19 protein-coding genes and 1 riboswitch are annotated in these 21,133 nt (G+C 42.5%); of the genes, 4 read left to right on the plus strand and 15 right to left on the minus strand.

The genetic code is table 11. The features are described 5' to 3' along the window. Positions 1 to 19 precede the first annotated feature (19 nt). The gene (locus FTU62_RS01690; protein WP_078193209.1) at positions 20 to 598 is read right to left on the minus strand and encodes a TMEM165/GDT1 family protein; all 579 of its coding nucleotides are present in this window, start codon (positions 596 to 598) and stop codon (positions 20 to 22) included. Positions 599 to 672: 74 nt separating this feature from the next. Further along, positions 673 to 815, minus strand: a riboswitch (yybP-ykoY riboswitch). 58 nt (positions 816 to 873) lie between these two features. Here FTU62_RS01690 and FTU62_RS01695 point away from each other — a divergent pair. Beyond that, positions 874 to 1,584 carry a methyltransferase type 11 gene (locus tag FTU62_RS01695; protein WP_180101663.1) on the plus strand — a complete coding sequence of 237 codons (711 nt, stop codon included), beginning with the start codon at positions 874 to 876 and terminating at the stop codon, positions 1,582 to 1,584. A 48-nt stretch (positions 1,585 to 1,632) separates the two neighbouring features. Here FTU62_RS01695 and FTU62_RS01700 read toward each other — a convergent pair whose 3' ends face one another. From FTU62_RS01700 to FTU62_RS01710, 3 genes are all read right to left on the minus strand, one after another. Continuing rightward, positions 1,633 to 3,612, minus strand: a complete 1,980-nt coding sequence (locus FTU62_RS01700) for a 2-oxo acid dehydrogenase subunit E2 (RefSeq protein ID WP_180101664.1) — start codon at positions 3,610 to 3,612, stop codon at positions 1,633 to 1,635. A 2-nt stretch (positions 3,613 to 3,614) separates the two neighbouring features. Beyond that, positions 3,615 to 6,317, minus strand: a complete 2,703-nt coding sequence (gene aceE, locus FTU62_RS01705) for a pyruvate dehydrogenase (acetyl-transferring), homodimeric type (protein ID WP_180101665.1) — start codon at positions 6,315 to 6,317, stop codon at positions 3,615 to 3,617. Positions 6,318 to 6,598: 281 nt separating this feature from the next. Beyond that, positions 6,599 to 7,294, minus strand: coding sequence for a M23 family metallopeptidase (locus tag FTU62_RS01710; RefSeq protein ID WP_078193213.1), 696 nt, complete (start codon positions 7,292 to 7,294; stop codon positions 6,599 to 6,601). Between the two features lie 106 nt (positions 7,295 to 7,400). Here FTU62_RS01710 and FTU62_RS01715 point away from each other — a divergent pair, with 106 nt between their 5' ends. After that, entirely contained in the window at positions 7,401 to 7,841 is a 441-nt protein-coding gene (locus FTU62_RS01715; RefSeq protein WP_111884464.1) for a DciA family protein, read from the plus strand. A 97-nt stretch (positions 7,842 to 7,938) separates the two neighbouring features. Here FTU62_RS01715 and lpxC read toward each other — a convergent pair whose 3' ends face one another. The 8 genes from lpxC to gshB form a co-directional block, all read right to left on the minus strand. Beyond that, complete coding sequence (gene lpxC, locus FTU62_RS01720) at positions 7,939 to 8,841, minus strand: UDP-3-O-acyl-N-acetylglucosamine deacetylase (protein WP_180101666.1); 903 nt, start codon at positions 8,839 to 8,841, stop codon at positions 7,939 to 7,941. 125 nt (positions 8,842 to 8,966) lie between these two features. Then, positions 8,967 to 10,157 carry a cell division protein FtsZ gene (ftsZ, locus tag FTU62_RS01725; RefSeq protein ID WP_180101667.1) on the minus strand — a complete coding sequence of 397 codons (1,191 nt, stop codon included), beginning with the start codon at positions 10,155 to 10,157 and terminating at the stop codon, positions 8,967 to 8,969. Positions 10,158 to 10,316: 159 nt separating this feature from the next. Beyond that, the gene (ftsA, locus tag FTU62_RS01730) at positions 10,317 to 11,579 is read right to left on the minus strand and encodes a cell division protein FtsA (RefSeq protein WP_111884462.1); all 1,263 of its coding nucleotides are present in this window, start codon (positions 11,577 to 11,579) and stop codon (positions 10,317 to 10,319) included. Between the two features lie 68 nt (positions 11,580 to 11,647). Next, positions 11,648 to 12,502 carry a cell division protein FtsQ/DivIB gene (locus FTU62_RS01735; RefSeq protein WP_078193218.1) on the minus strand — a complete coding sequence of 285 codons (855 nt, stop codon included), beginning with the start codon at positions 12,500 to 12,502 and terminating at the stop codon, positions 11,648 to 11,650. Between the two features lie 3 nt (positions 12,503 to 12,505). After that, positions 12,506 to 13,435 carry a D-alanine--D-alanine ligase gene (locus FTU62_RS01740; RefSeq protein ID WP_111884461.1) on the minus strand — a complete coding sequence of 310 codons (930 nt, stop codon included), beginning with the start codon at positions 13,433 to 13,435 and terminating at the stop codon, positions 12,506 to 12,508. 59 nt (positions 13,436 to 13,494) lie between these two features. Further along, on the minus strand, positions 13,495 to 14,943 hold the full coding sequence (gene murC, locus FTU62_RS01745; protein ID WP_078190576.1) for a UDP-N-acetylmuramate--L-alanine ligase: 1,449 nt from the start codon (positions 14,941 to 14,943) through the stop codon (positions 13,495 to 13,497). A gap of 14 nt (positions 14,944 to 14,957) precedes the next feature. After that, positions 14,958 to 16,055, minus strand: a complete 1,098-nt coding sequence (murG, locus tag FTU62_RS01750; RefSeq protein WP_180101668.1) for an undecaprenyldiphospho-muramoylpentapeptide beta-N-acetylglucosaminyltransferase — start codon at positions 16,053 to 16,055, stop codon at positions 14,958 to 14,960. Between the two features lie 302 nt (positions 16,056 to 16,357). Then, positions 16,358 to 17,302, minus strand: coding sequence for a glutathione synthase (gene gshB / locus FTU62_RS01755; RefSeq protein WP_180101669.1), 945 nt, complete (start codon positions 17,300 to 17,302; stop codon positions 16,358 to 16,360). 325 nt (positions 17,303 to 17,627) lie between these two features. Between gshB and FTU62_RS01760 the strand changes: the two genes are divergently transcribed. Further along, on the plus strand, positions 17,628 to 18,530 hold the full coding sequence (locus tag FTU62_RS01760; protein ID WP_180101670.1) for a GGDEF domain-containing protein: 903 nt from the start codon (positions 17,628 to 17,630) through the stop codon (positions 18,528 to 18,530). A gap of 125 nt (positions 18,531 to 18,655) precedes the next feature. Beyond that, entirely contained in the window at positions 18,656 to 18,853 is a 198-nt protein-coding gene (locus FTU62_RS01765) for a DUF3565 domain-containing protein (protein WP_180101671.1), read from the plus strand. Between the two features lie 41 nt (positions 18,854 to 18,894). Here the strand turns inward: FTU62_RS01765 and FTU62_RS01770 are convergent, their stop codons facing one another. From FTU62_RS01770 to pyrE, 3 genes are all read right to left on the minus strand, one after another. Next, positions 18,895 to 19,359: an SMI1/KNR4 family protein gene (locus tag FTU62_RS01770; RefSeq protein ID WP_076753373.1), complete on the minus strand. Its 465-nt coding sequence runs from the start codon at positions 19,357 to 19,359 to the stop codon at positions 18,895 to 18,897. Between the two features lie 85 nt (positions 19,360 to 19,444). After that, positions 19,445 to 20,167 carry a hypothetical protein gene (locus FTU62_RS01775; protein ID WP_180084441.1) on the minus strand — a complete coding sequence of 241 codons (723 nt, stop codon included), beginning with the start codon at positions 20,165 to 20,167 and terminating at the stop codon, positions 19,445 to 19,447. A gap of 275 nt (positions 20,168 to 20,442) precedes the next feature. Then, positions 20,443 to 21,093, minus strand: coding sequence for an orotate phosphoribosyltransferase (gene pyrE / locus FTU62_RS01780; protein WP_180041430.1), 651 nt, complete (start codon positions 21,091 to 21,093; stop codon positions 20,443 to 20,445). Between the last annotated feature and the right edge of the window lie 40 nt (positions 21,094 to 21,133).

The raw sequence follows: 21,133 nt of genomic DNA on the forward strand, positions 1-21,133 counted from the left end.
AATATGGTGAGATCATTATTTAAAATAAATAGTGTTGTGCCAACGCAGCCAAACCAATCACCAAGAATACCAAGGCGCCAATTTTATGAATCAGTGAAATCGGTAGTTTTTCTGCTAGTTTGTTGCCAATAAATACCGCAGGCGCATTAACCAACATGATGCCTAATGTCGTCCCCAAAGTCACCCAGCCAATACTGTCAAAGCGTGCAGCCAGTGCAACAGTGGCAATTTGGGTTTTATCTCCAATTTCAGCCAAGAAGAACAAAACGAAAGTGGCGCCGAAAACCCCATATTTTTGCCACTTATTGATACTTTCAGATTCATCATCCAATTGATCGGGGATCAACATCCACACCGCCATGGCAATAAAGCCCAGAGAAACGATCCACAATAAAACGATTGGGCTTAAAACGGTGGTAATCCATTGACCCAGCACAGCAGAAACCCCGTGGTTCACCACAGTCGCGAGGAAAATTGCAATTAAGATCGGAACGGGTTTACGAAAACGTGCAGCAAGCAGTAAGGCAAGTAGTTGTGTTTTATCGCCCATTTCTGACAGGGCAACAACAGCAAGGGAAATGAAGAAAGCGGTTAACATGGTGCATTTCTCTGGCTAGCAATAACATATACCGATGACTTATCCCTCCTGCTAGCCAATGTGCAGAGTGATAAATCAAAGGTCTTGCCAACAAAAGAAAGCTACGAAGAGCTCATTTGGTTCTTTGCTATGATGACCATGCTCGTTTTAGAGCAAATATGTTGACCATCACCTTTTTACTTTGCGTAAAAAGCGGCTACTCCCCAATGAAGTAATGCTATTCTAGCGAGGAATGCATGTTTTCGCAATTTTAATTTTCGATGACTCAATTTGATATGCAAAACAATAATCAAAAATTTCAAGAATTTATTCAACACTATATGCATGTGCAGGATGTATTAATCATTGCAGGCGGCCCGTCTCAGCTCAGTTTTGACTTAACCACCATTCAGCCCTCAAAAAAGCTGCTAATCATTTGCTGTAATCAAAGTTTTCTTCAACTTCCTCAGGCTCAAATTGCCCATCATTCAGATTATGCGTGGTGGTTACACTATCAACCCATGCTCAAAGCCTGCTTTCAAGGTGACATCATTAGCGGATGTGGTTTAGGTCACAACCGCCCATATCCTGAACATGAAGTGATTAACTTCAAAACCGTGCGCATCGATACGCAAGCGGATTTATTTCATTCACCGTACTTTGTGTATGGTAATAATTGCGGCCTTCAAGCCTATTCACTCGCACATCTCTTTCAACCGCAGCGTATTTGGCTGATGGGCTATGACTTCCAGCACCAACAGGGCCAAACACATGCGTATCAACATCAACATGTGCAAGAACTGGGGCATTATGAAAAGTTTTGGGGTTTATTTTTAAAAGACTTCCAACGCTTTGAACATTTACGACATAAGCTTTGGTCGACGGCGCAGCCACATCGTACGCTTCCACTCACCTATAACCTCAACGCAAACTCGGCATTAAAGCTCTACCCTTCACCCATTGAACTTCCTGATTGGCTTTGTCAGTCCACCACCACCACGCCATAAAAAAACCCTGCCAAAGCAGGGTTCATTTTGAAACTTAAACAGGTCAGATTAGATCAATAAAGTTCGGATATCTTTGAGCAGCTTCGTCAGTTTATTGGCAAAACGTGCAGCATCCGCTCCATTAATCACACGGTGATCGTATGACAATGACAGCGGCAGCATCAAACGTGGATCAAAGCTTTCACCATTCCATACTGGCTGCATGGTTGCAGGTGAAATACCCAAAATCGCCACCTGTGGCCAGTTGACCAACGGTGTAAATGCCGTGCCACCAATTGAACCCAGACTGGTAATGGTAAAGTTCGCACCTTGTAAATCTTTCGGCGACAATTTTTTGTCACGTGCTTTTTGACTCAGCTCACCCAACTCAATTGCAATCTGCTTAATGGATTTTTGATCTGGATTACGCAGTACAGGCACGGTCAAACCATCAGGCGTGGCAACGGCAATCCCCATATGGATTTCATTACGTAACAATACTGACTTGCCATCATCAGACAAATGACCTGCAAATTCACGCTCTTCTTTCAACAAATAAGCCACTGCTTTGATGATGAAAGCCATAATGGTTAAGCCAATACCTTCTTTCTTAAAGTTAGCTTTTAAATCATTACGCCAAGCTTCAAGATCAGTAATATCCGCTGCATCGAACTGCGTCACTTGCGGGATAAAGTTGTTTAAAGACAATTGCGGAATCGACACTTGTTGTAAACGTGTCAAAACTTTCTCTTCGACACCACCAAAAGCATCAAAACTTGGCAACTTCGGCAAACCTGAAACCTGTGCCACAGCTTGCGCTGCTGGTGCAGCTTGCGGAGTGGTCAAACGGGTTTTCACATAAGCGAATAAATCTTCTTTCATTAAACGCTCATGCGGACCAGATGCTTTGACTTCTGCTAAAACCACACCCAATTCACGTGCAAGCTTACGAACGGCCGGACCTGCATACACTTTGGCATTGGCAGCATTTTGCTCTTTGGTGAGCTTATCTGCGCCTTGTGGTTGCGGTGCTGCTGCTTCAACTTTGCTTTCCGCTTTAGGTGCAACTGTCGCAGGCTGTGCTACAGCTGGAGCAGGTTTCGCTGCTGGTGCTGCAATAGCTTGACCTTCGGCTTCAATCGTCACTAAAGCGACGCCTTCAGAGACACTTTGCCCTAACTGGACATGAATCGCGGTGATTTTACCAGCTGTAGAGCTTGGCACTTCTACCGTTGCTTTGTCTGATTCCACCACGATGATGCTTTGGTCTTTTTCAACCACATCACCCACAGCGACTAAAATTTCAGCCACTGCTGCTTTATCAACACCTAAATCAGGCACTGCAATTTCAACAGGTCCAGACGCTGTAGCCGTAGACGGCGCTGGTGTTGCTTCTGCAACAACAGGTGCAGCAACAGGCTGTGCAGTTTCTTGCACAGCAGCCGATTCAACCGCAGCAGATGAAGTCGCCGTTTTCACCGTTAAAATCACTACACCTTCTTTCACTACATCGCCAGCACTGATCGTGATCGATTCGACACGGCCTGATACAGTACTTGGGACTTCGACTGTCGCTTTGTCTGATTCCACCACGATAATACTTTGATCAACATCAATTTCATCACCAACAGAGACCAAAATCTCACTTACCGTAGCTTTCTCTACGCCAATATCAGGGACTTGCACATCGATGCTTTGCGACTGAGTAGCATTGGCTGCAACAGATGCTGCTGAAGTTTGTTCTGCTTCCACAACCGGAGTTGGTTCTGCTGCTTCGTCTTCAGTTACATTTTGTACTGGCTCAACGGTAGCAGCGCTTTGACCTTCTGCTTCCAACTCGATCAGCACAGCACCTTCAGCAACACTGTCACCCAGATTAACTGCAATGCTTTTCACCACGCCTGCCGAAGTGCTTGGCACTTCAACAGAGGCTTTGTCAGACTCTAACAACACAATGCTGTCATCAACGCTAATGGTGTCGCCGACTTTCACTAAAATCTCAGCGACCGTTGCTTTATCTACACCAATATCAGGAGTCGTAATTTGCATGATTAGTTCTCCTCTTTGTAGTCAGCCACAGCATGCAGTTCCGGCGTTTCCTGCGGAGCCCATGCCACTGGACGGTCAGTATCTAGTTCAAAGCTTGAGATGGCATCTTTAACCAAACGTGCATCAACTTCGCCTTCATCCGCGAGTTTTTTCAATGTTGCTACCACAATATGTGCGGCATCGACACCAAAGTAGCTACGTAAGTTGCCACGTGTATCTGAACGACCATAACCATCTGTGCCTAATGCAACAAACGGACGATTGTCTGGAAGATAGGCACGGATTTGTTCGCTATATGCACGCATGTGGTCAGTTGCCGATACCACAATACCGTCTTTTTCACGAAGTAATTGAGAGACCCAAGCTTCTTTCGTATCTTCAGCCAACGGATGTAGGCGGTTGTATTCTTCACACGCCATACCATCACGAGCTAATTCGTTAAAGCTAGTGACGCTCCACACATTTGAATGAATTTGATATTCATCACGAAGGATTTTCGCTGCTTTAATCACTTCACGCAGAATCACACCTGAACCCATCAACTGAACCGTTGCTTTCTCATCTTCTTCGAAGAGATACATACCACGTTTAATGCCTTCTTCAGCACCTTCAGGAATAGCTGGATGTTCGTAGTTTTCATTCATTACTGTTAAGTAGTAGAACACACGCTCTTGGTTCACGTACATGCGTTTTAAACCGTCATGTACGATTACTGCCAACTCATAACCAAAACATGGGTCATAAGAGATACAGTTTGGAATCGTATTTGCCAAGATATGTGAATGACCATCTTGGTGCTGTAAACCTTCACCATTCAGTGTTGTACGACCCGCAGTTGCACCGAGCAAGAAACCTTGCGCCTGCGCATCACCTGCCGCCCATGCAATATCTCCAATACGCTGGAAACCGAACATCGAGTAGTACATATACATCGGAATCATTGGCAAGTTATTGGTTGAATAACTGGTTCCTAACGCAGCCCAAGCACTCATCGCACCCGCTTCGTTAATCCCTTCTTGTAACATGTGACCATCTTTAGCTTCACGGTAATGCATCAACTGTTCTTGGTCTTCAGGGGTATATTTTTGACCATGCGCAGCATAGATCCCCAACTGACGGAACATACCTTCCAAACCGAAAGTACGCGCTTCATCTGGCACAATTGGTACGACACGATCTTTAATGGCTTTTTCTTTCAATAATGATGAAATCAAACGTACCATCAACATGGTCGTCGATTGCTCTTTACCGCCACTGCCTTTGAGTACCGCATCAAACACAGACAATTCAGGAATCGCCAGCTGCTCGCTTTCTTTACGACGTGCAGGTAAATAACCACCCAATGCCTCACGACGTGCTTTCATGTATTTAATTTCAGGTGAATTTTCACTTGGACGGTAGAATGGCACTTCTTCAAGCTGTTCATCGGTAAATGGCAAGTTGAAACGGTTACGCACGTATTTCAACGACTCAAGCTGCATTTTCTTGATTTGATGCGTCTTATTGACTGCTTCAATCTCTTCCGACAAACCATAACCTTTGACTGTTTTTGCCAAGATAACTGTTGGCTGACCCGTTTCCTTCATCGCTTCGGCATAAGCCGCATACACTTTGAATGGGTCATGACCACCACGGTTCAGGTTATCAATATCTTCATCGCTTAAGTTGCGCACCAACTCTTCAGCTTCAGGATATTTACCAAAGAAATGCGCACGCGTATACGCACCACCTTTCACTTGATAGCGTTGGAAGTCACCATCGACCGCTTCTTCCATCACCGCTTTTAAGGCACCTGAATCATCTTTTGCTAGTAGCGGATCCCAATGACGACCCCATACCACCTTAATCACGCGCCAGCCTGCACCACGGAACAATGATTCAAGTTCTTGAATAATTTTACCATTACCACGAACTGGGCCATCTAGACGCTGTAAGTTACAGTTCACGACCCAAATCAGATTGTCGAGCTTTTCACGACCTGCAAGTGAAATGGCACCTGTACTTTCAGGTTCATCCATTTCACCATCACCGAGGTAAGCCCAAACTTTACGGTTTTCTTCTTTGATCAGGCCACGATTCATCAAGTACTTTTGGATGTGTGCTTGATAGATCGACATGATTGGACCTAGACCCATCGATACGGTTGGGAATTGCCAATAATCTGGCATCAAGTACGGATGTGGGTATGAAGGCAAACCTTTACCGCCGACTTCACGACGGAAATTATTTAAGTGTTCTTCAGTCAAACGACCTTCTAAGAACGAACGTGCATAGATACCCGGTGCACAGTGACCTTGATAATAGATCATGTCACCGCCAAAGCTTTCGCTATTGGCACGGAAGAAGTGGTTAAAGCCCACGTCATATAAAGTTGCAGATGATGCAAAACTTGCCAAATGACCACCTAAGTCATCACCTGTTTTATTGGCACGCAGTACCATCGCTAAGGCATTCCAGCGGATCAGCGCACGAATACGGCGCTCCATATCCGAATCACCTGGCATAGGCGGTTGTTCTTCAACTGAAATCGTATTTAAATAAGGAGTATTTAGTCGCTGAATGGGAACGTGCTTAGCAATCGCTTGTTGATAGAGTTTTTCAAGCAAAAATGCAGCGCGGTCAGTTCCCATGTGCTGTAAAACTGAATCAAATGCGTCCTGCCATTCTTGGGTTTCTTGCGCATCTGTATCGCCATAAAACGCCATACTTCACCTATCCTATGTGCTAAATATATGGCTCTATTAGTACCATATTTTGGCTAGGCTCAGTTATCGCCACAAATGAATACGAAATAGCTCTGTTATTTATTTACTAAATACTCATTGATTAACAATTACACAAATTTACATTTTTGGGTCAATTTTCGCCATTTTTCATACAGACAATATTTTTTAAAATGATAATTTTATAGTTATTAGCGATAAATAAAAAAGCCATTGTCTGTAGAGGTTCAGACAATGGCTTCGTATACCGATGTTATATGTGCTTATGGCAACATCGCTAAATACGTCGATGGGTTTTTACGTTGACCATCTTTCACTACTTCGTAATGCAAATGTGGGCCAGTACAACGACCAGTACAACCAACGTTAGCAATATGCTCACCCGCAGCAACACGGTCGCCTACACGTGCAATTAAGCGTGATGCATGTGCATAACGTGTCAGGTAACCGTTACCATGGTTAATTTCAACATATTGACCATAACCTGTGCCCCAACCTGACTTTGTTACAATGCCTGGACCCGTTGCATAAATAGGTGTGCCACTAGCCGCAGAAAGATCTAAACCTGAATGATTTTCTGCACGGCCACCCATGGTACGACCACCATAGTTTGAACTTACACGCTTCATGTCTGGAAGTGGGTGGGCAATTAACCATGAATATGGATTATTTGAACTTGCTGAATAGTTTTTAGAGGAATTGCTTGAACCGTATTTTTTTGCGATTGTCGCATTGTTGAGTTCAATTGATTTTTCACGAATTTTAACATTCAACTTAGTTTCTGCTGGAATATCAATATCATTGCTTTCAGAGTAAGCACCTTGAGACAAAGTGCGAGTTAACTGTTCAATACGATCTGATGATGAATCTGCTTGATTTAATTCAACTAAATCTGCAAAAGCGACTGAAGCGGCCGAAGCAGCCAATGAAAACGCCAATAAAATACGTCGTAAATGCATAAAAAACCTCTATAAACTGTTCTCTTTTGTTCCTTGTGTGATTTCGTCCTTGATATCAGCCAAAAGGAGCGCATAAGATTAAGACATAAACATGTAGGAAATATGTATGTCAGAACCTGTCAACGTCTTTCAACCAACAAGAAAACACATAAAAACAGGAAACTTTTCGTTTCTCTCAACGCAAGTTGCTGCATGGCAGAAGCTTACGAAAATTGTCCAACCGCTATTGCCCCAACCGGATCAATGGCAAGTCGTTTGTTATATAAATGGTGTACTTATATTAACTGGAGAAAATCAGGCACTGATAAGTCAGTTGGCCTATTTACAAAAGCAATATATTGCACAGTTATCACAAATATACGAATTCAAGGATTTACACAAGATTCAAGTTCGTCTGAGAACTCCGTCTCCAACGCCCCATTCCCCTGAAAAAATTTCAAGAACCCTCAGTACAGAAACTCAGGATTTACTCCGTAATGCTGCTGACTTTGTGAGCGACCCTAAGCTTAGCCAAGCAATGCTGCGTTTGGCAAGCAATAAAAAGTAACCACCGAGTTGTAACAGATAAATTTGAATATTCAGAATGTGACAGACTTAACACTTACAATTGATACAATATAACATCACTATTATAAGACAATGACTTATGTCACATTCACATAACTAATTGGGCAATCATTAATGTCATCAAATGTTACAATTTCATAGCTGTCTGGATCACTTTTGACATTGCGTAATAACTGATTATTTAATGCATGACCTGACTTATAGGCATCATATTTCGCAATAATTTGATGACCGAGCAAGTATAAATCACCCACAGCATCTAATATTTTGTGACGAACAAACTCATCAGAGAAGCGTAAGCCCTCTTCATTGACCACACCATTGTCATCTACACCAATGGCATTTTCGAGACTCGCCCCTAAAGCCAAATTATTAGCTTTGAGGTAGTCCAAATCTTTCATAAAGCCAAAAGTCCGCGCTTCACTGACTTCATAAACAAAAGTTTCGGTTGAAAAGTCGATAGTTGCCGACTGAAATTCTTTCTTAAATGCAGGATGGTCAAAATCAATCGTAAAATTTAATTGGAAACCATCATGCGGTTGGAAGGCAGCACGTTTATCATCGATCAGTGCTTCGACAGGTTTGCGTATTTTTATGAATTTTTTAGGTGCATTTTGTTCTTGTAGTTCACCTTGCATAAGCAAATAAATGAACGGGCCGGCACTCCCATCCATAATGGGCACTTCAGACGCCGACACTTCCACGATCAGGTTATCAATCCCTAAACCAGCAATCGCACTCATAATGTGCTCAATTGTGCCCACCTTGGCATTTTCTTGCACCAAGTTAGAACACATGAATGCTTCTTGAATCAGCATAGCATCGGCTGGAATATCAATCGGTGGATTTAAGTCGATACGACGAAACACAATCCCCCCATCGGCATGATATGGCACAAAGTTTATCATCACTTTTTGCCCACTATGCAGTCCGATGCCACTCGCTTTCACGATGCGTTTCAGGGTACGTTGTTTCAACATGTGTCTTCTATCATCAGTTCACAAAACCGCTATACGTTAGCATATTTAGCCATTGATAAAAAACAAAAAGGTAGCTGATCAGCTACCTTTTGTAATCAACAGACATTTAAGTCATTGAATTTATGTTATTTACGTTGCTGATTTTTCAAATAGTCTTGAATACTCATTGGCGTAGGGCGTGAATTGGATGCTGACGCCACTGCTGCAGCTGGAGCTGCTGCTTCATTGTGCTGACGTTGAATCGCTGGCACATCATCTTCATCTACAGGTACTTGTGCAGAAGCGACTGTACGCGTTGCTTGTGCGACAGGGCGTTTCACTGGCTCAGCAGAATCGGCAGAATTACGAGTTAAACCCGTTGCGATCACCGTTACGCTAATTTCATCACGTGCATCTGGATCAAATACCGTACCGTAGAACACTTGACCTTCATCAAGATCCACAATTTGGTTCACCACATCAGTGATTTCTTCAATTTCACCGAAGGTTACGTCATCGCCACCTGTAACGTTAATCAAAATGCCTTTTGCATTCATGATGGTCACGTTATCTAACAACGGGCTACGGATCGCTTGCTCAGCAGCTTGACGCGCACGGTTTTCACCACGACCAGAACCTGCACCCATCATTGCGTAACCACGTGTACTCATGGCAGTTTTCAAATCGGCGAAGTCAAGGTTGATATGACCTGGACGTACCACCAAATCAAAGATACTACGCACCGCATTTAACAATACATCATCTGCCTTTTTATAGGCATCTTTCATTGAAATATCGCGGAATACTTTAAGTAGACGTTGGTTCGGAATAATAATCAGAGAATCAACATGTTGCTCAAGTGCTTCAATACCTTTCTCAGCAGATTGCTGACGACGTTTACCTTCAAAGTTAAACGGAGTCGTCACCACACCTACAGTTAAGATACCCATTTCTTTGGCAATTTCAGCAACAACTGGCGCAGCACCGGTACCTGTACCACCACCCATACCTGCAGTCACGAACACCATGTCCGTACCTTCAAGGTGTTGGCGAATCAACTCACGGCTTTCTTCAGCAGCAGTTTGACCCACTTGTGGATTTGCACCTGCACCCAAACCACGCGTACTTTGCTCACCCAGTTGGATTTTAAATTGTGCATTCATGCGGTCGAGTGCCTGTTTGTCTGTATTGGCACAAACAAATTTTACACCTTCGATATCTGATTCCAACATGTGTTGCACAGCGTTACCGCCAGCACCACCTACACCGAATACTGTGAAACGGGCTTGACCGTTGCTGTCGCTTTGATCATCTTCTAAAAATTCAAATGAGGCCATGCCTAAAAAATTCCTAATCCATAATTGGCAGACACTTCAGCCCGTATACTGCCTTGATCTTAATAAAAATTGTTTTTTAGAATGCTGTCCAAGTTCCAGCTTGTCAAGTACAAGCAATAATCCGTACAACTTCCCAACAATATTCCCAAATATTTCAACTTAAAAGATCGACTTCAAGGTGTCATTGAAGCCCGACCATGCACGTTTTACCCGATTCAATACTGAAAGTTTTTCCGTATCTTCTGGCTCAACGATCGTATCTTGTGTTTCACTTTGACTGAAAATTAACAGACCTGCGGCAGTCGCGTATTGTGAACGACGTAAAGCGGCTTGCTGTTGATCATCAGCATACACTTGCATAGGTGGATTACCTAAATGTGCAGAAACACCTAACATCCGACGCGCAAATGTCACCATCCCTTCAATTTGGCAGGCATCACCTGTGAGTACAACACCATGGTATAAACCATGAATCGCACCATGATCCACCAACTCATTACGCACTTGATTAAAGATTTCTTCATAGCGCGCAATAATGATTTCGGTCAGTTCAATACGGCTAATGGTTTGTGGACCATCAATACCTTGGAACTGAATCATACTTTCAGGTTTAACCACTTTCAGATCAACACAACCATATAACAGCTTAATACGTTCAGCTTCTTCTGTTGTGGTTTGCAATACAGCAGCAATATCACGCGTTACATGCTCACCGCCACGTTGCAAAGTGTGTGTCATCGCCAAGCGACCATCTAAATACACCGCAATATTGGTCGTACCAGCACCAATATCAACCAAGCACACACCATATTCTTTTTCATCTTTAAGCAAACTAGCTTCAGCAGTTGCTAATGATGAAATGACCATGCGTTCAACACCAATATTGGCACCTTTTAATGCACGATCCAAATTCTGCATGGTGCTGATGGGCAACATCATCAAATGATAATGCCCTGTCATACTCCGTGCTGACATGCGAATCGGGTTTAACACCCATTCAGGTTCATCATCTAGTTCAAAACCTAAAGGTACAGCACTCACCAAATAATGGTCAGATGTTAAATGACTGGCTTTGGCCAGTTCTAAAGCACGCACCACTTCATTGGTGGTAATCGCATGGTCATTATTTTCAATTGGAGTACGACCAGAGGCATAAAAACTTTTTAGTTCAGCACTGGGAATGGAAATCCACGCAGAATGTACACGACATTCCGCCATATCTTCCGCTTCCTGCACTGCATTTTTAATTGCGGTAACAACTTTATCGAGACTGACAATTTTCCCTTTATTCATGCCGCGGTTACGAGCGGTCGCCATCCCTACCACTTGGATATTGTCTGGCGCGTGTACCTTACCAATCAAAACTGAAACTTTGTGTGTCCCAATGTCAATCGCAACAACCGAGGGAACAGCTTCATTCATTATTTACTACTACCATTCACATGTTTGTTTAATTTATGGCTTAAAGCCTCTACTTATAAAGCCGATCATTATGGCTTTACAGGCGCTGCATTCGCAATGCCTATGTCATCACTGGTTACAACAAACTGACCATTTACCGACTTTGCTGGCACAGAGTTTTTCCATTGAATCGCTAAACCATTTCGGTAGCGCAAATCGATGGCAGAAATTCGTGGCCAAACAGGTTTTAAGTCACTGTGTGCGAGATAACTTAAACGCTGCAACTTACTCATGGTCTGATCCTGATCGACAATTACGCGTAAGCCTGAATCAAACTGCATAAACCAAGTCATTCGTTCGGTTAAATATAATTCTTTTAAACGAATGCCAACAGGTATAAATAGTTGATTAATTTCATTATAGCGACGCATCATCATTTTGGACTGACTCGTCGGCCCATGCAATAACGGTAAATTCTGATGATTGGTCGGGGTTAATTCGGCAAATACATCACCACTGTCGCTTAACAATCGCCCAGTTCCCCAACGTGCAATCGCTTGACGCGGCATCACCCGTACACGAATTGCATTTGGCCAAGCACGCGATACCACCACGCGATCGACCCAAGAGATTTCTAAAGTACGGTCACGAATGACACGTAAATCAGAGGTAAAATAGTTTTCAGTCATCATCGGTGAAACGTATGATATGACTTGTTGTTTTTCTTGGGCGCTCCGCACACCCACCACATCAAGTTCAGCCACACGTGCATCCGTCATGACTTTATATAGCCCCCAAATCCCAGCAATCAAGACCACACATGCAATAAACAACAACAGCCATCCACCCACATTGGTAAGCTTTTCCTTACGTGTCGGTGGTTTGTCATGTATCGATGTCGTTGCTGCACGTTTACGGCGCATTGACGCAGGAAGTTGAGCCATAATTTAGTGTGCCGCACCTGTTAGGGTTTGTTCCAAAATTGCAACACAAAGATCATCAAAACTATAGCCTATAGCATTAGCAGCTTTAGGCACTAGAGAATGACTGGTCATACCCGGCACGGTATTTACCTCAAGTAACCAGAAGTTTCCTTCTGCATCTTGCATCGCGTCAATACGGCCCCAACCACTCGCACCTACCGCTTGGAAAGCGCGTAAAGATAAAGCTTGTAGACGCTTTTCTTCATCTTCAGTCAAGCCACATGGAATACCATATTGCACATCGTTACGGTTATATTTCGCTTCATAATCGTAAAAAGCCACATCTGCAGGCGGTTCTAAACGAATCACCGGTAAAGCCTGACCATTTAAAATCACAATGGTAAATTCACGTCCGGTAATCCATTTTTCAGCCATCACGACTGCATCATGCTGGGTCGCTTTTGCAATTGCTGTTGCAAAGTCTTCAATTTTTTCAACTTTGCTCATACCAATGCTTGAGCCTTCATGCACGGGCTTGATGATAAATGGCAAACCAATTGAATCTACAATTTCTTGTAAATCTGAGTCTTTGCTGACAATACGATAAGGTGCTGTCGGTAGTTCTGAACCTTGCCAAACTTGTTTAGTTTTGACTTTATCCATACCAATCGCCGAGCCTTGAACGCCCGTTCCAGTGTACGGAATGTTTAACCATTCCAAAGTACCCTGAATTTGACCATCTTCACCACCACGGCCATGAAGTACGATAAATGCACGGTCATAAGCCACCAACTCAGTCACACTGCGTTGCTGCGGATCGAATGCTTCGGCATTTACACCCGAACGCACCAATGCTTCAAGTACAGCTTTACCACTATCGAGAGAAACCTCACGTTCGGCAGATTTCCCACCTAATAACACGGCAACTTTGCCGAATTTTGAAGCATTTGACACGTTTATATCCTTAAACTTTTATCTACGGTCTAAACAAACTTTGGATCACCAAGCGGTGATCATTTTACATAGAGATTGTTTTGAGCAAGTTCGATTGAGATTGCTCCAACATTACCTGCGCCCTGTGTTAATAACAAGTCATTTGCTTGTAACACTTTTTTCATTACTGCTTGTAAGTTGCCTTCTACTGGATCGATGAGAATCGGTTCAACTTCACCACGTAGACGAATGCTTCGAGCCAATGCACGACTATCTGCACCCACAATTGGTTTTTCACCCGCAGGATAAACTTCTAATAACAACAGTTGATCGACTTGTGACAAGACATCGACGAAGTCATCAAAACAGTCACGCGTACGGCTAAAACGGTGCGGTTGGAACATCATCACTAAACGACGATCTGGATGACTTGCACGTGCCGCTTTAATGGTCGCTTCGACTTCTTTTGGATGGTGACCATAGTCATCGACCAATTTCACCAAGCCATCTTCAACTTCAAATTCGCCTTGTACTTGGAAACGACGACCTACACCACTGAAGCTTTCTAAGGCACGCGCAATCGCAGCATCAGAAACACCTTCATCCGTTGCAATACCAATCGCTGCCAAGGCATTTAAGATATTATGAAGACCCGGCAAGTTAATGGTTAAACGTAACGGCTCACGGTCTTTACGCAAAACTGTAAAGTGTGATTGCATGCCTTCTTGAGCCACATCAACAGCACGAATGTCATTGTCTTCATTGAAACCATAAGTCACGACAGGACGACCAATACGCGGCATAATTTCACGGATGTTGGCATCATCACCACACATCACGGCTAAACCGTAAAATGGAAGACGCTGTAAAAATTGCACAAAGGTATCTTTCAATACATCAAAGCTACCGCCATAGGTATCCATATGGTCAGCGTCGATATTGGTGACAATCGTTGCCATCGGCTGTAAATGCAGGAATGACGCATCTGATTCGTCCGCTTCAGCCACGATATAACGGCTTGCACCCAATGCAGCATTCACACCAGTACGATTTAACAAACCACCAATGACATAAGTTGGGTCTAGATTTTCTTCTGCCAACATGCAGGTCACAAGACTGGTTGTCGTAGTTTTGCCATGCGTCCCCGCAACGGCAATACCATGACGGTAACGCATTAATTCACCCAACATTTCTGCACGACGCACGACAGGTGTACGAGTTTCAATCGCCGCTTTCACTTCCGGGTTTTCAGAATCAATAGCTGTTGATACCACGATTACATTGGCGCCTTGAATATTTTCAGCAGCATGACCGATGAAAACTTGAATGCCGTTTTCTTCAAGCTGAGCCGTGGTTTTCGACGCTTTAATATCTGAACCTGAAACTTTATAGCCTTGGTTTTTCAATACTTCGGCAATACCACACATGCCCGCACCACCAATCCCAATAAAATGGATATGTTTAATACGGCGCATTTCTGGCACTTTAATGAGCTTTTTCGCTTGATCGGCAGGCGTTGATGGAGACATAGATTACTCGAATTTTACAAATCTTGAATTAAACCAACCACGTGCTGTGTCGCATCGGGTTGTGCCTGTTGTCGAGCCTTAACCGCCATTTCCATAAGTCGTTGGCGATTCATCAGCGGCTTCAACAACGCTGTTAAACTTTCTGCGGTCATGTCCGCTTGTGGGCAAATTTTTGCAGCATTGATATTGGCCAAGAACCCTGCATTTGCAGTTTGATGGTCATCCACTGCACTTGGCAGAGGAACAAAGACGGCTGCTACACCCGCTGTCGCAATTTCAGTGACGGTTAGTGCACCAGCACGGCAGATAATCAAATCCGCTGCAGAATAGGCTGCTGCCATATCTTCAATAAACGGCTGAACTTCAACTTGTATATGTTCAGGTGCGTTTGCATAACGAGCCAATGTGCTTTCAGCATTATTTTGACCACACTGATGATATACACTCAGGGGCTGTTCTAATTGCTGCAAAGCAGCCGGCACACATTCATTTAAGGCACGTGCGCCCAGTGAGCCCCCTACAATTAAAACCCGTAATGGCAACCCAGCTTTTTCACGCTCTTGGTAACGCCATGACGGATTTAAAATTTCTGTAATTTCCTTACGTATAGGATTACCTGTGGTTACGATTTTATCTTGTGCAGGAAAGGTATTTGGAAATGCCTGACAGACAATTTTAGCCACACGTGACAACTGCGTATTGGTAAAACCTGCTACAGCATTTTGTTCATGGATAATGACTGGTATGCCCAATGCACGAGCTGCCAAGCCACCTGGCCCAGCCACGTAACCCCCAAAGCCTGCAACTGCATCAACTTTGAGTTGTTTCATATACCGCATGGCACTCAATGTAGCTTTGAGAATTTTAAACGGTGCCATCAGCTTACGCACGACTCCATTGCCGCGCACGCCTTGGATATCGATTTGATAAATTGGAATATTATGATTTTTAAGCAGGCGATTTTCCATGCCTGTAGGCGTTGCAAGCCAAGAAACTTCACAACCTTGTTGTTGCAACTCTTTGGCAACAGCGAGCGCTGGAAAGACGTGACCACCGGTTCCGGCAGCCATCATCATGACATGTTTCGGCTTTACTTGCGTTACTTCGGTCACTGTCTAATTCTTCATTTCTAAAAAGAGGCTAATGATATTCGATTTTAAGCAAACAATTGTAATCACAAACGCATGACCGTGAAAGGTAATTTACTTTTTTTCAACAGGCGTATGATTGTTTTTTTCTACTATTTTAAAAGTTTAAACTAGTTTTATTATTAATCTATGAGAATTGAAAAAAAATCAGACAATTTTTCACTTTAATTGCATTCACTTACAGTTTTTTTGCTTTTTAAGCTTCCCTCCCTTAGCGCAGGACAAAAAAAGAGCCCGTGGAGGACTCTTTTAAATCTAATGCAAAATTAAGTTTTTAAACCTGCCTCAAGGACATCAAATAAATCATCGGCAATCGAGGTGCCAAATTGCGCATCAATTTCACGTACGCAGGTTGGACTGGTGACATTAATTTCAGTCACGTAATTACCAATCACATCCAGACCGACAAACACTAACCCTTTTTCACGAAGGAATGGCCCAACTTTGGCTGCAATGGCTTTATCATTTTCGGTCAATGGACGCGCCTCGCCCAAGCCACCTGCCGCCAAATTGCCACGCACTTCACCATTTTGCGGAATACGCGCCAAACAATACGGTACGGGCTCGCCATTGATCATCAAGATGCGCTTGTCGCCATCCACAATTTCGGGGATATAACGCTGCGCCATAATCGGCTGTGTGCCGTTATTGGTCAGGATTTCAATGGTTGAACCAATGTTTACGCCATCTTGGTATAAACGGAAAATGCCCATACCACCCATGCCATCTAATGGTTTCACGATCACATCGCCATGTTCTTGTAAAAATTCACGAATCAGACTTTGCTGCGAGGTCACCAAGGTCGGTACTTGAAGTTCAGGGAATTGCGTCGCAAACAATTTTTCATTGCAGTCACGTAGGCTTTGTGGCTTGTTAATAATCCATGCGCCTTCGCGTTCAGCCTGTTCCAAAATATAGGTGGTGTAGACAAAGTTCATATCAAACGGCGGATCTTTACGCATCAAAACCACGTCATAAGCTGCAATTGATTCTTTTTGTTTTTCGCCGAGTTCGTAATAGTGGTTGTAATCTTCAAACACTTTCAGCGGTGAAATCAAACCAAAGGCTTTGCCTTGATCGATATATAAATCTTGCTGTAATGCATAGCCTAGCTCATGTCCACGACGTGCTGCTGCCCATAGCATCGCCATTGAGGTATCTTTTTTTAGGTTTACATTTTCGATGGGATCCATCACAACAAGTACACGCATTATTCAGTGCTCTATTCATTATCAATTTATGAACGAGTATAGCCGAGATTTTTCTTTTGTTTATTCTGATTTTGCATGTGTATGTATGGATTCGTGTGATGCAGGCGATAATTCAAAACATTTCTATCATCGGCTTTATCTCAATAATGGAAATAAGCCATGAAAGCATTATGGCGTTAGGCCTGTGTAAATCGACGCCAAGCAATTGAGACAGATATTCATCACATCTACATCTCGCCCATCACTATTTTTGGTGAAAAAACACGTGCTTTTTATTTTTTTAGCTATTGTGTTAATTATTGTAAATAAAAAATAGAATTCATTGATGATCAACATTGAGCAGATGGCTATCATTCTTGATGCTTTACCAGACCCTGCATTTGTCATATCACGTAGTGGAAAATACGTTGCAGTTTTTGGCGGGCGCGATAATCGTTATTACCACGATGGTTCCGGTCTTGTTGGTACCTATATTTCAGATGTGATCAAGCCAGATAAAGCCAACTTTTTTATGCAATTGATCGACCAAGCTCTAGTGTCAGGAAATCTACTCATCGAAGAGTATGAACTGAGCAATAGGGATGTAAAAGGTCTGCCCGATTATGGTCCTGAAGAGTCCATTTGGTTTGAGGTGCGCATCCAAGCTCTCCGTTTTTCGGTAGATGAAGAAGACGTTGTACTTTGGGTCGCAAGTAATATTTCAGCGCGTCACAACCTGGAAATCAAGCTGAAAGAACTCAGCCATACAGATCAGTTAACCGGTCTTTTCAACCGAAGAAAATTAGAGCATGACTTAGCATTACATTATGAGTCATACCTACGGCATTCCATACAGACCTCGATCTTGATGTTCGATCTTGATAACCTCAAAAAGATCAACGACAGCAAAGGCCATCATGTTGGTGATGAAGCAATCCGAGCAGTCTCAGATATTCTTCGTTTAACGCTGCGTAAGACCGATTGCGCCTGCCGCTTAGGTGGAGATGAGTTTGTGGTCGCCTTGCCCAACACGGGCTGCGAGCAGGCCATCCAGTTTGCCAAACGGATTCATGAACATTCCAGAAAAGAATTAAGTCGGTTTTCAATAGATAACGCGCATGTCACCGTGAGCATAGGAGTGACAACCATCATGCCTGAAGATTGCACCTACGAAGATACAATTCAACGTGCTGATCTAGCGCTGTATAAAGCTAAACATGGCGGGAAAAATAGAATTGTCGCGGCCTAAGTGTGCGCCAGAAATAAACCAAATTTCACAGTCTATTTTGCAATTCGATATTCAAGCCGTTGTGATTGCTCAACATGAACTCTTTTCCCTTTTCAGCATCATTTTAATTTAGATAGGTGTTTAATATGCAGCAAGCCATTGTTGATTTTGCCTTGGATGATGAAAATCATTGGTATGCCATTTTAGCTTGTGGTCATACACAGCATGTCCGACATGATCCTCCATGGCAAAACCGCCCTTGGGTTTTGACGGAGCAAGGACGGAATGAAAAGTTAGGAGTGATGTTGGAATGTAAGAAGTGTGATGAAGAGAGTTTCGTATAAGAGATTTTATGTTAAATATAGTCTCAGGCTAATAATTTAAGCTATCTTAGTAAGTTCAAAAAATTATCAAAACTATCACATACTTCTATCAATTCTAATTTAGGCTGTCCATGTTGATCCTTGATATATTGATCATGGTACATAAGAACTACTTTCGGATTATTAACGTCAGATCTGTAGTCAAATCCGATATAGTCACCACAACCATTTAGTCCAAAGACGACTATCTTATCATGGCCATATATATCCTGATCTTGACAGTTTTCAATATGATCACCTCCTACCCCTTGTCCAAAACAACAAAAGGCTATGCTAGATTCTCCAACTTCATTGTTAGAATCAGAATATTCAAAGCTATTCTCAATAAATTGCACCCCATTGTGGGAAGCAATCAGCTTTTTATAACTTAAAGGAAAATTAATTTTATTATCTTGCTCAAAAATTTCTATGACCTTTACGTCGATTGGTCCGAAGTCATACATAATATTTAAGTTCTGATAAGGCATATGATTGTTTTACCTGCTAGGAATAACGAAATTTCGTATAATCGCCATTATGTTAAATAAGAAAATTAGTAATTTATTTCTTATATTATTTATAGGCAGTATTATTAACCCACAATCCTAGCTTCGTAATAAAGCAAGTATAATCATCCTCAACGTCAAAGCTGTAAGTTTTTAATCGGAATGCCTCTGAGAGAACGTGAACACTTTCACCATTAACACATATTGGACTAGGTACATTATCATCACCTATACATTCGATAGGTCCTTCTAAGCCATATTTGATAAAAGTAAAATATTCAACATTTTCAATATCAAAACCTTTTTTATCCGCATTAAATATATTGCTAGGATGGTAACTTCCAGCCACATTTTCCATACTTGTTTTTCGTAATGGATTCACCATAAAAACAAGACCAATGATTTCTTGATCAGATGTTTCTATAGCTTGACCGTTCTTCAACTCATCCAAGCGCGTCCATCCAATATTCTTAACCCAGAATGTCTGATTAGACCTCAGCATATTACTGACCATTTTTCCTTTGCGAGAAAGTTGCAATAATTTGCTTTTATTTAATTTTGATAAATCTGTATTTGCTTTAATTTGGAAATAGGTTAGCTCCCAAATCTCACTATTCTCACAAGTAGATATTCTTATAACAGGTTTATAGCATAACTCTCCGTCACCATTTTTTGGCTTTGACAGTACTAAATCTCCGACTTTAATGTTCTGAATGGCGATTAAACCTTTGTCTGTATTTATACGTGTTCCAGCAGGAAAACCAGCCCCTGAATTAAGATATGAGTCCATAAGTCTCTCTTATATTTTTAATTTGATGATTAGTGAGCTTTCCTAAAATTAACATAATACACGTTATACGAAATTCTTTAAATTTTCTATAAGCATCAATACTTTAACTAAAGCCGTTTCAGTAAATAGCGCACTGAGACGGCTTTTTATTGATTCTTCACGTTTAACGCCTACTTTTTAAGCAATATTTCACGTTTTTTATTATTTAGATGCAACAATCATCATTTAAAGACGTAAAAAAGGCAGCTTCAGCTGCCTTTTGAAATCCCGAAAAATTAGATGCCGTATTTAACACGGTACGCTTCCATTTTCGCCAAGGCTTCAGTTTCGCCTTTTGCATCTAAGAAAGTCATTAAATCTTTCATAGTGATTAAAGCATGTACAGGAATTTCTAACTCTTTTTGTACTTCTTGAATCGCAGACAAATCGCCCTGACCTTTTTCTTGACGGTCTAGCGCCACCAATACGCCCGCAATTTGTGCACCGGCATTTTTCAGAATAGTCACTACTTCACGAATCGCTGTACCCGCAGTGATCACATCATCAATAATCCAGACTTTTTTACCTTCAACAGACGCACCAACCAATACACCGCCTTCGCCATGGTCTTTCGCTTCTTTACGGTTAAAGCCCCAAGGTACGCTCACACCATGGTTCTGTGACAGTGCGACAGCCGTTGCTGCTACAAATGGAATACCTTTATAAGCTGGGCCAAAGACCACTTCCACATTATCGCATTGTGTTAATTTAGCTGCATAGCCAGAAGCCAATAATGATAAGGCTTCGCCATCGTTTAGTAGACCTGCATTAAAAAAATAAGGACTCACACGACCTGATTTTAAAGTAAACTCACCAAATTTAAGCACACCACGTGATAATGCGAGTTCGATAAAAGCTTGTGGATTAAATGCCGCTTGCGCTGTCATGAGGTGCTCCATTTTTTTAAGTTTGAGGTTAAACCTGAGC

It is taken from the genome of Acinetobacter sp. YH12126 (assembly GCF_013418745.1).
GTDB classification, from domain to species: domain Bacteria; phylum Pseudomonadota; class Gammaproteobacteria; order Pseudomonadales; family Moraxellaceae; genus Acinetobacter; species Acinetobacter amyesii.

Excerpts from the sequence above, each read along its gene's own strand:
- FTU62_RS01690 (WP_078193209.1), bottom strand. The coding sequence starts at position 598 with ATGTTAACCGCTTTCTTCATTTCCCTTGCTGTTGTTGCCCTGTCAGAA.
- FTU62_RS01695 (WP_180101663.1), top strand. The coding sequence starts at position 874 with ATGCAAAACAATAATCAAAAATTTCAAGAATTTATTCAACACTATATG.
- FTU62_RS01700 (WP_180101664.1), bottom strand. The coding sequence starts at position 3,612 with ATGCAAATTACGACTCCTGATATTGGTGTAGATAAAGCAACGGTCGCT.
- aceE (WP_180101665.1), bottom strand. The coding sequence starts at position 6,317 with ATGGCGTTTTATGGCGATACAGATGCGCAAGAAACCCAAGAATGGCAG.
- FTU62_RS01710 (WP_078193213.1), bottom strand. The coding sequence starts at position 7,294 with ATGCATTTACGACGTATTTTATTGGCGTTTTCATTGGCTGCTTCGGCC.
- FTU62_RS01715 (WP_111884464.1), top strand. The coding sequence starts at position 7,401 with ATGTCAGAACCTGTCAACGTCTTTCAACCAACAAGAAAACACATAAAA.
- lpxC (WP_180101666.1), bottom strand. The coding sequence starts at position 8,841 with ATGTTGAAACAACGTACCCTGAAACGCATCGTGAAAGCGAGTGGCATC.
- ftsZ (WP_180101667.1), bottom strand. The coding sequence starts at position 10,157 with ATGGCCTCATTTGAATTTTTAGAAGATGATCAAAGCGACAGCAACGGT.
- ftsA (WP_111884462.1), bottom strand. The coding sequence starts at position 11,579 with ATGAATGAAGCTGTTCCCTCGGTTGTTGCGATTGACATTGGGACACAC.
- FTU62_RS01735 (WP_078193218.1), bottom strand. The coding sequence starts at position 12,502 with ATGGCTCAACTTCCTGCGTCAATGCGCCGTAAACGTGCAGCAACGACA.
- murC (WP_078190576.1), bottom strand. The coding sequence starts at position 14,943 with ATGTCTCCATCAACGCCTGCCGATCAAGCGAAAAAGCTCATTAAAGTG.
- gshB (WP_180101669.1), bottom strand. The coding sequence starts at position 17,302 with ATGCGTGTACTTGTTGTGATGGATCCCATCGAAAATGTAAACCTAAAA.
- FTU62_RS01760 (WP_180101670.1), top strand. The coding sequence starts at position 17,628 with ATGATCAACATTGAGCAGATGGCTATCATTCTTGATGCTTTACCAGAC.
- FTU62_RS01765 (WP_180101671.1), top strand. The coding sequence starts at position 18,656 with ATGCAGCAAGCCATTGTTGATTTTGCCTTGGATGATGAAAATCATTGG.
- FTU62_RS01770 (WP_076753373.1), bottom strand. The coding sequence starts at position 19,359 with ATGCCTTATCAGAACTTAAATATTATGTATGACTTCGGACCAATCGAC.
- FTU62_RS01775 (WP_180084441.1), bottom strand. The coding sequence starts at position 20,167 with ATGGACTCATATCTTAATTCAGGGGCTGGTTTTCCTGCTGGAACACGT.
- pyrE (WP_180041430.1), bottom strand. The coding sequence starts at position 21,093 with ATGACAGCGCAAGCGGCATTTAATCCACAAGCTTTTATCGAACTCGCA.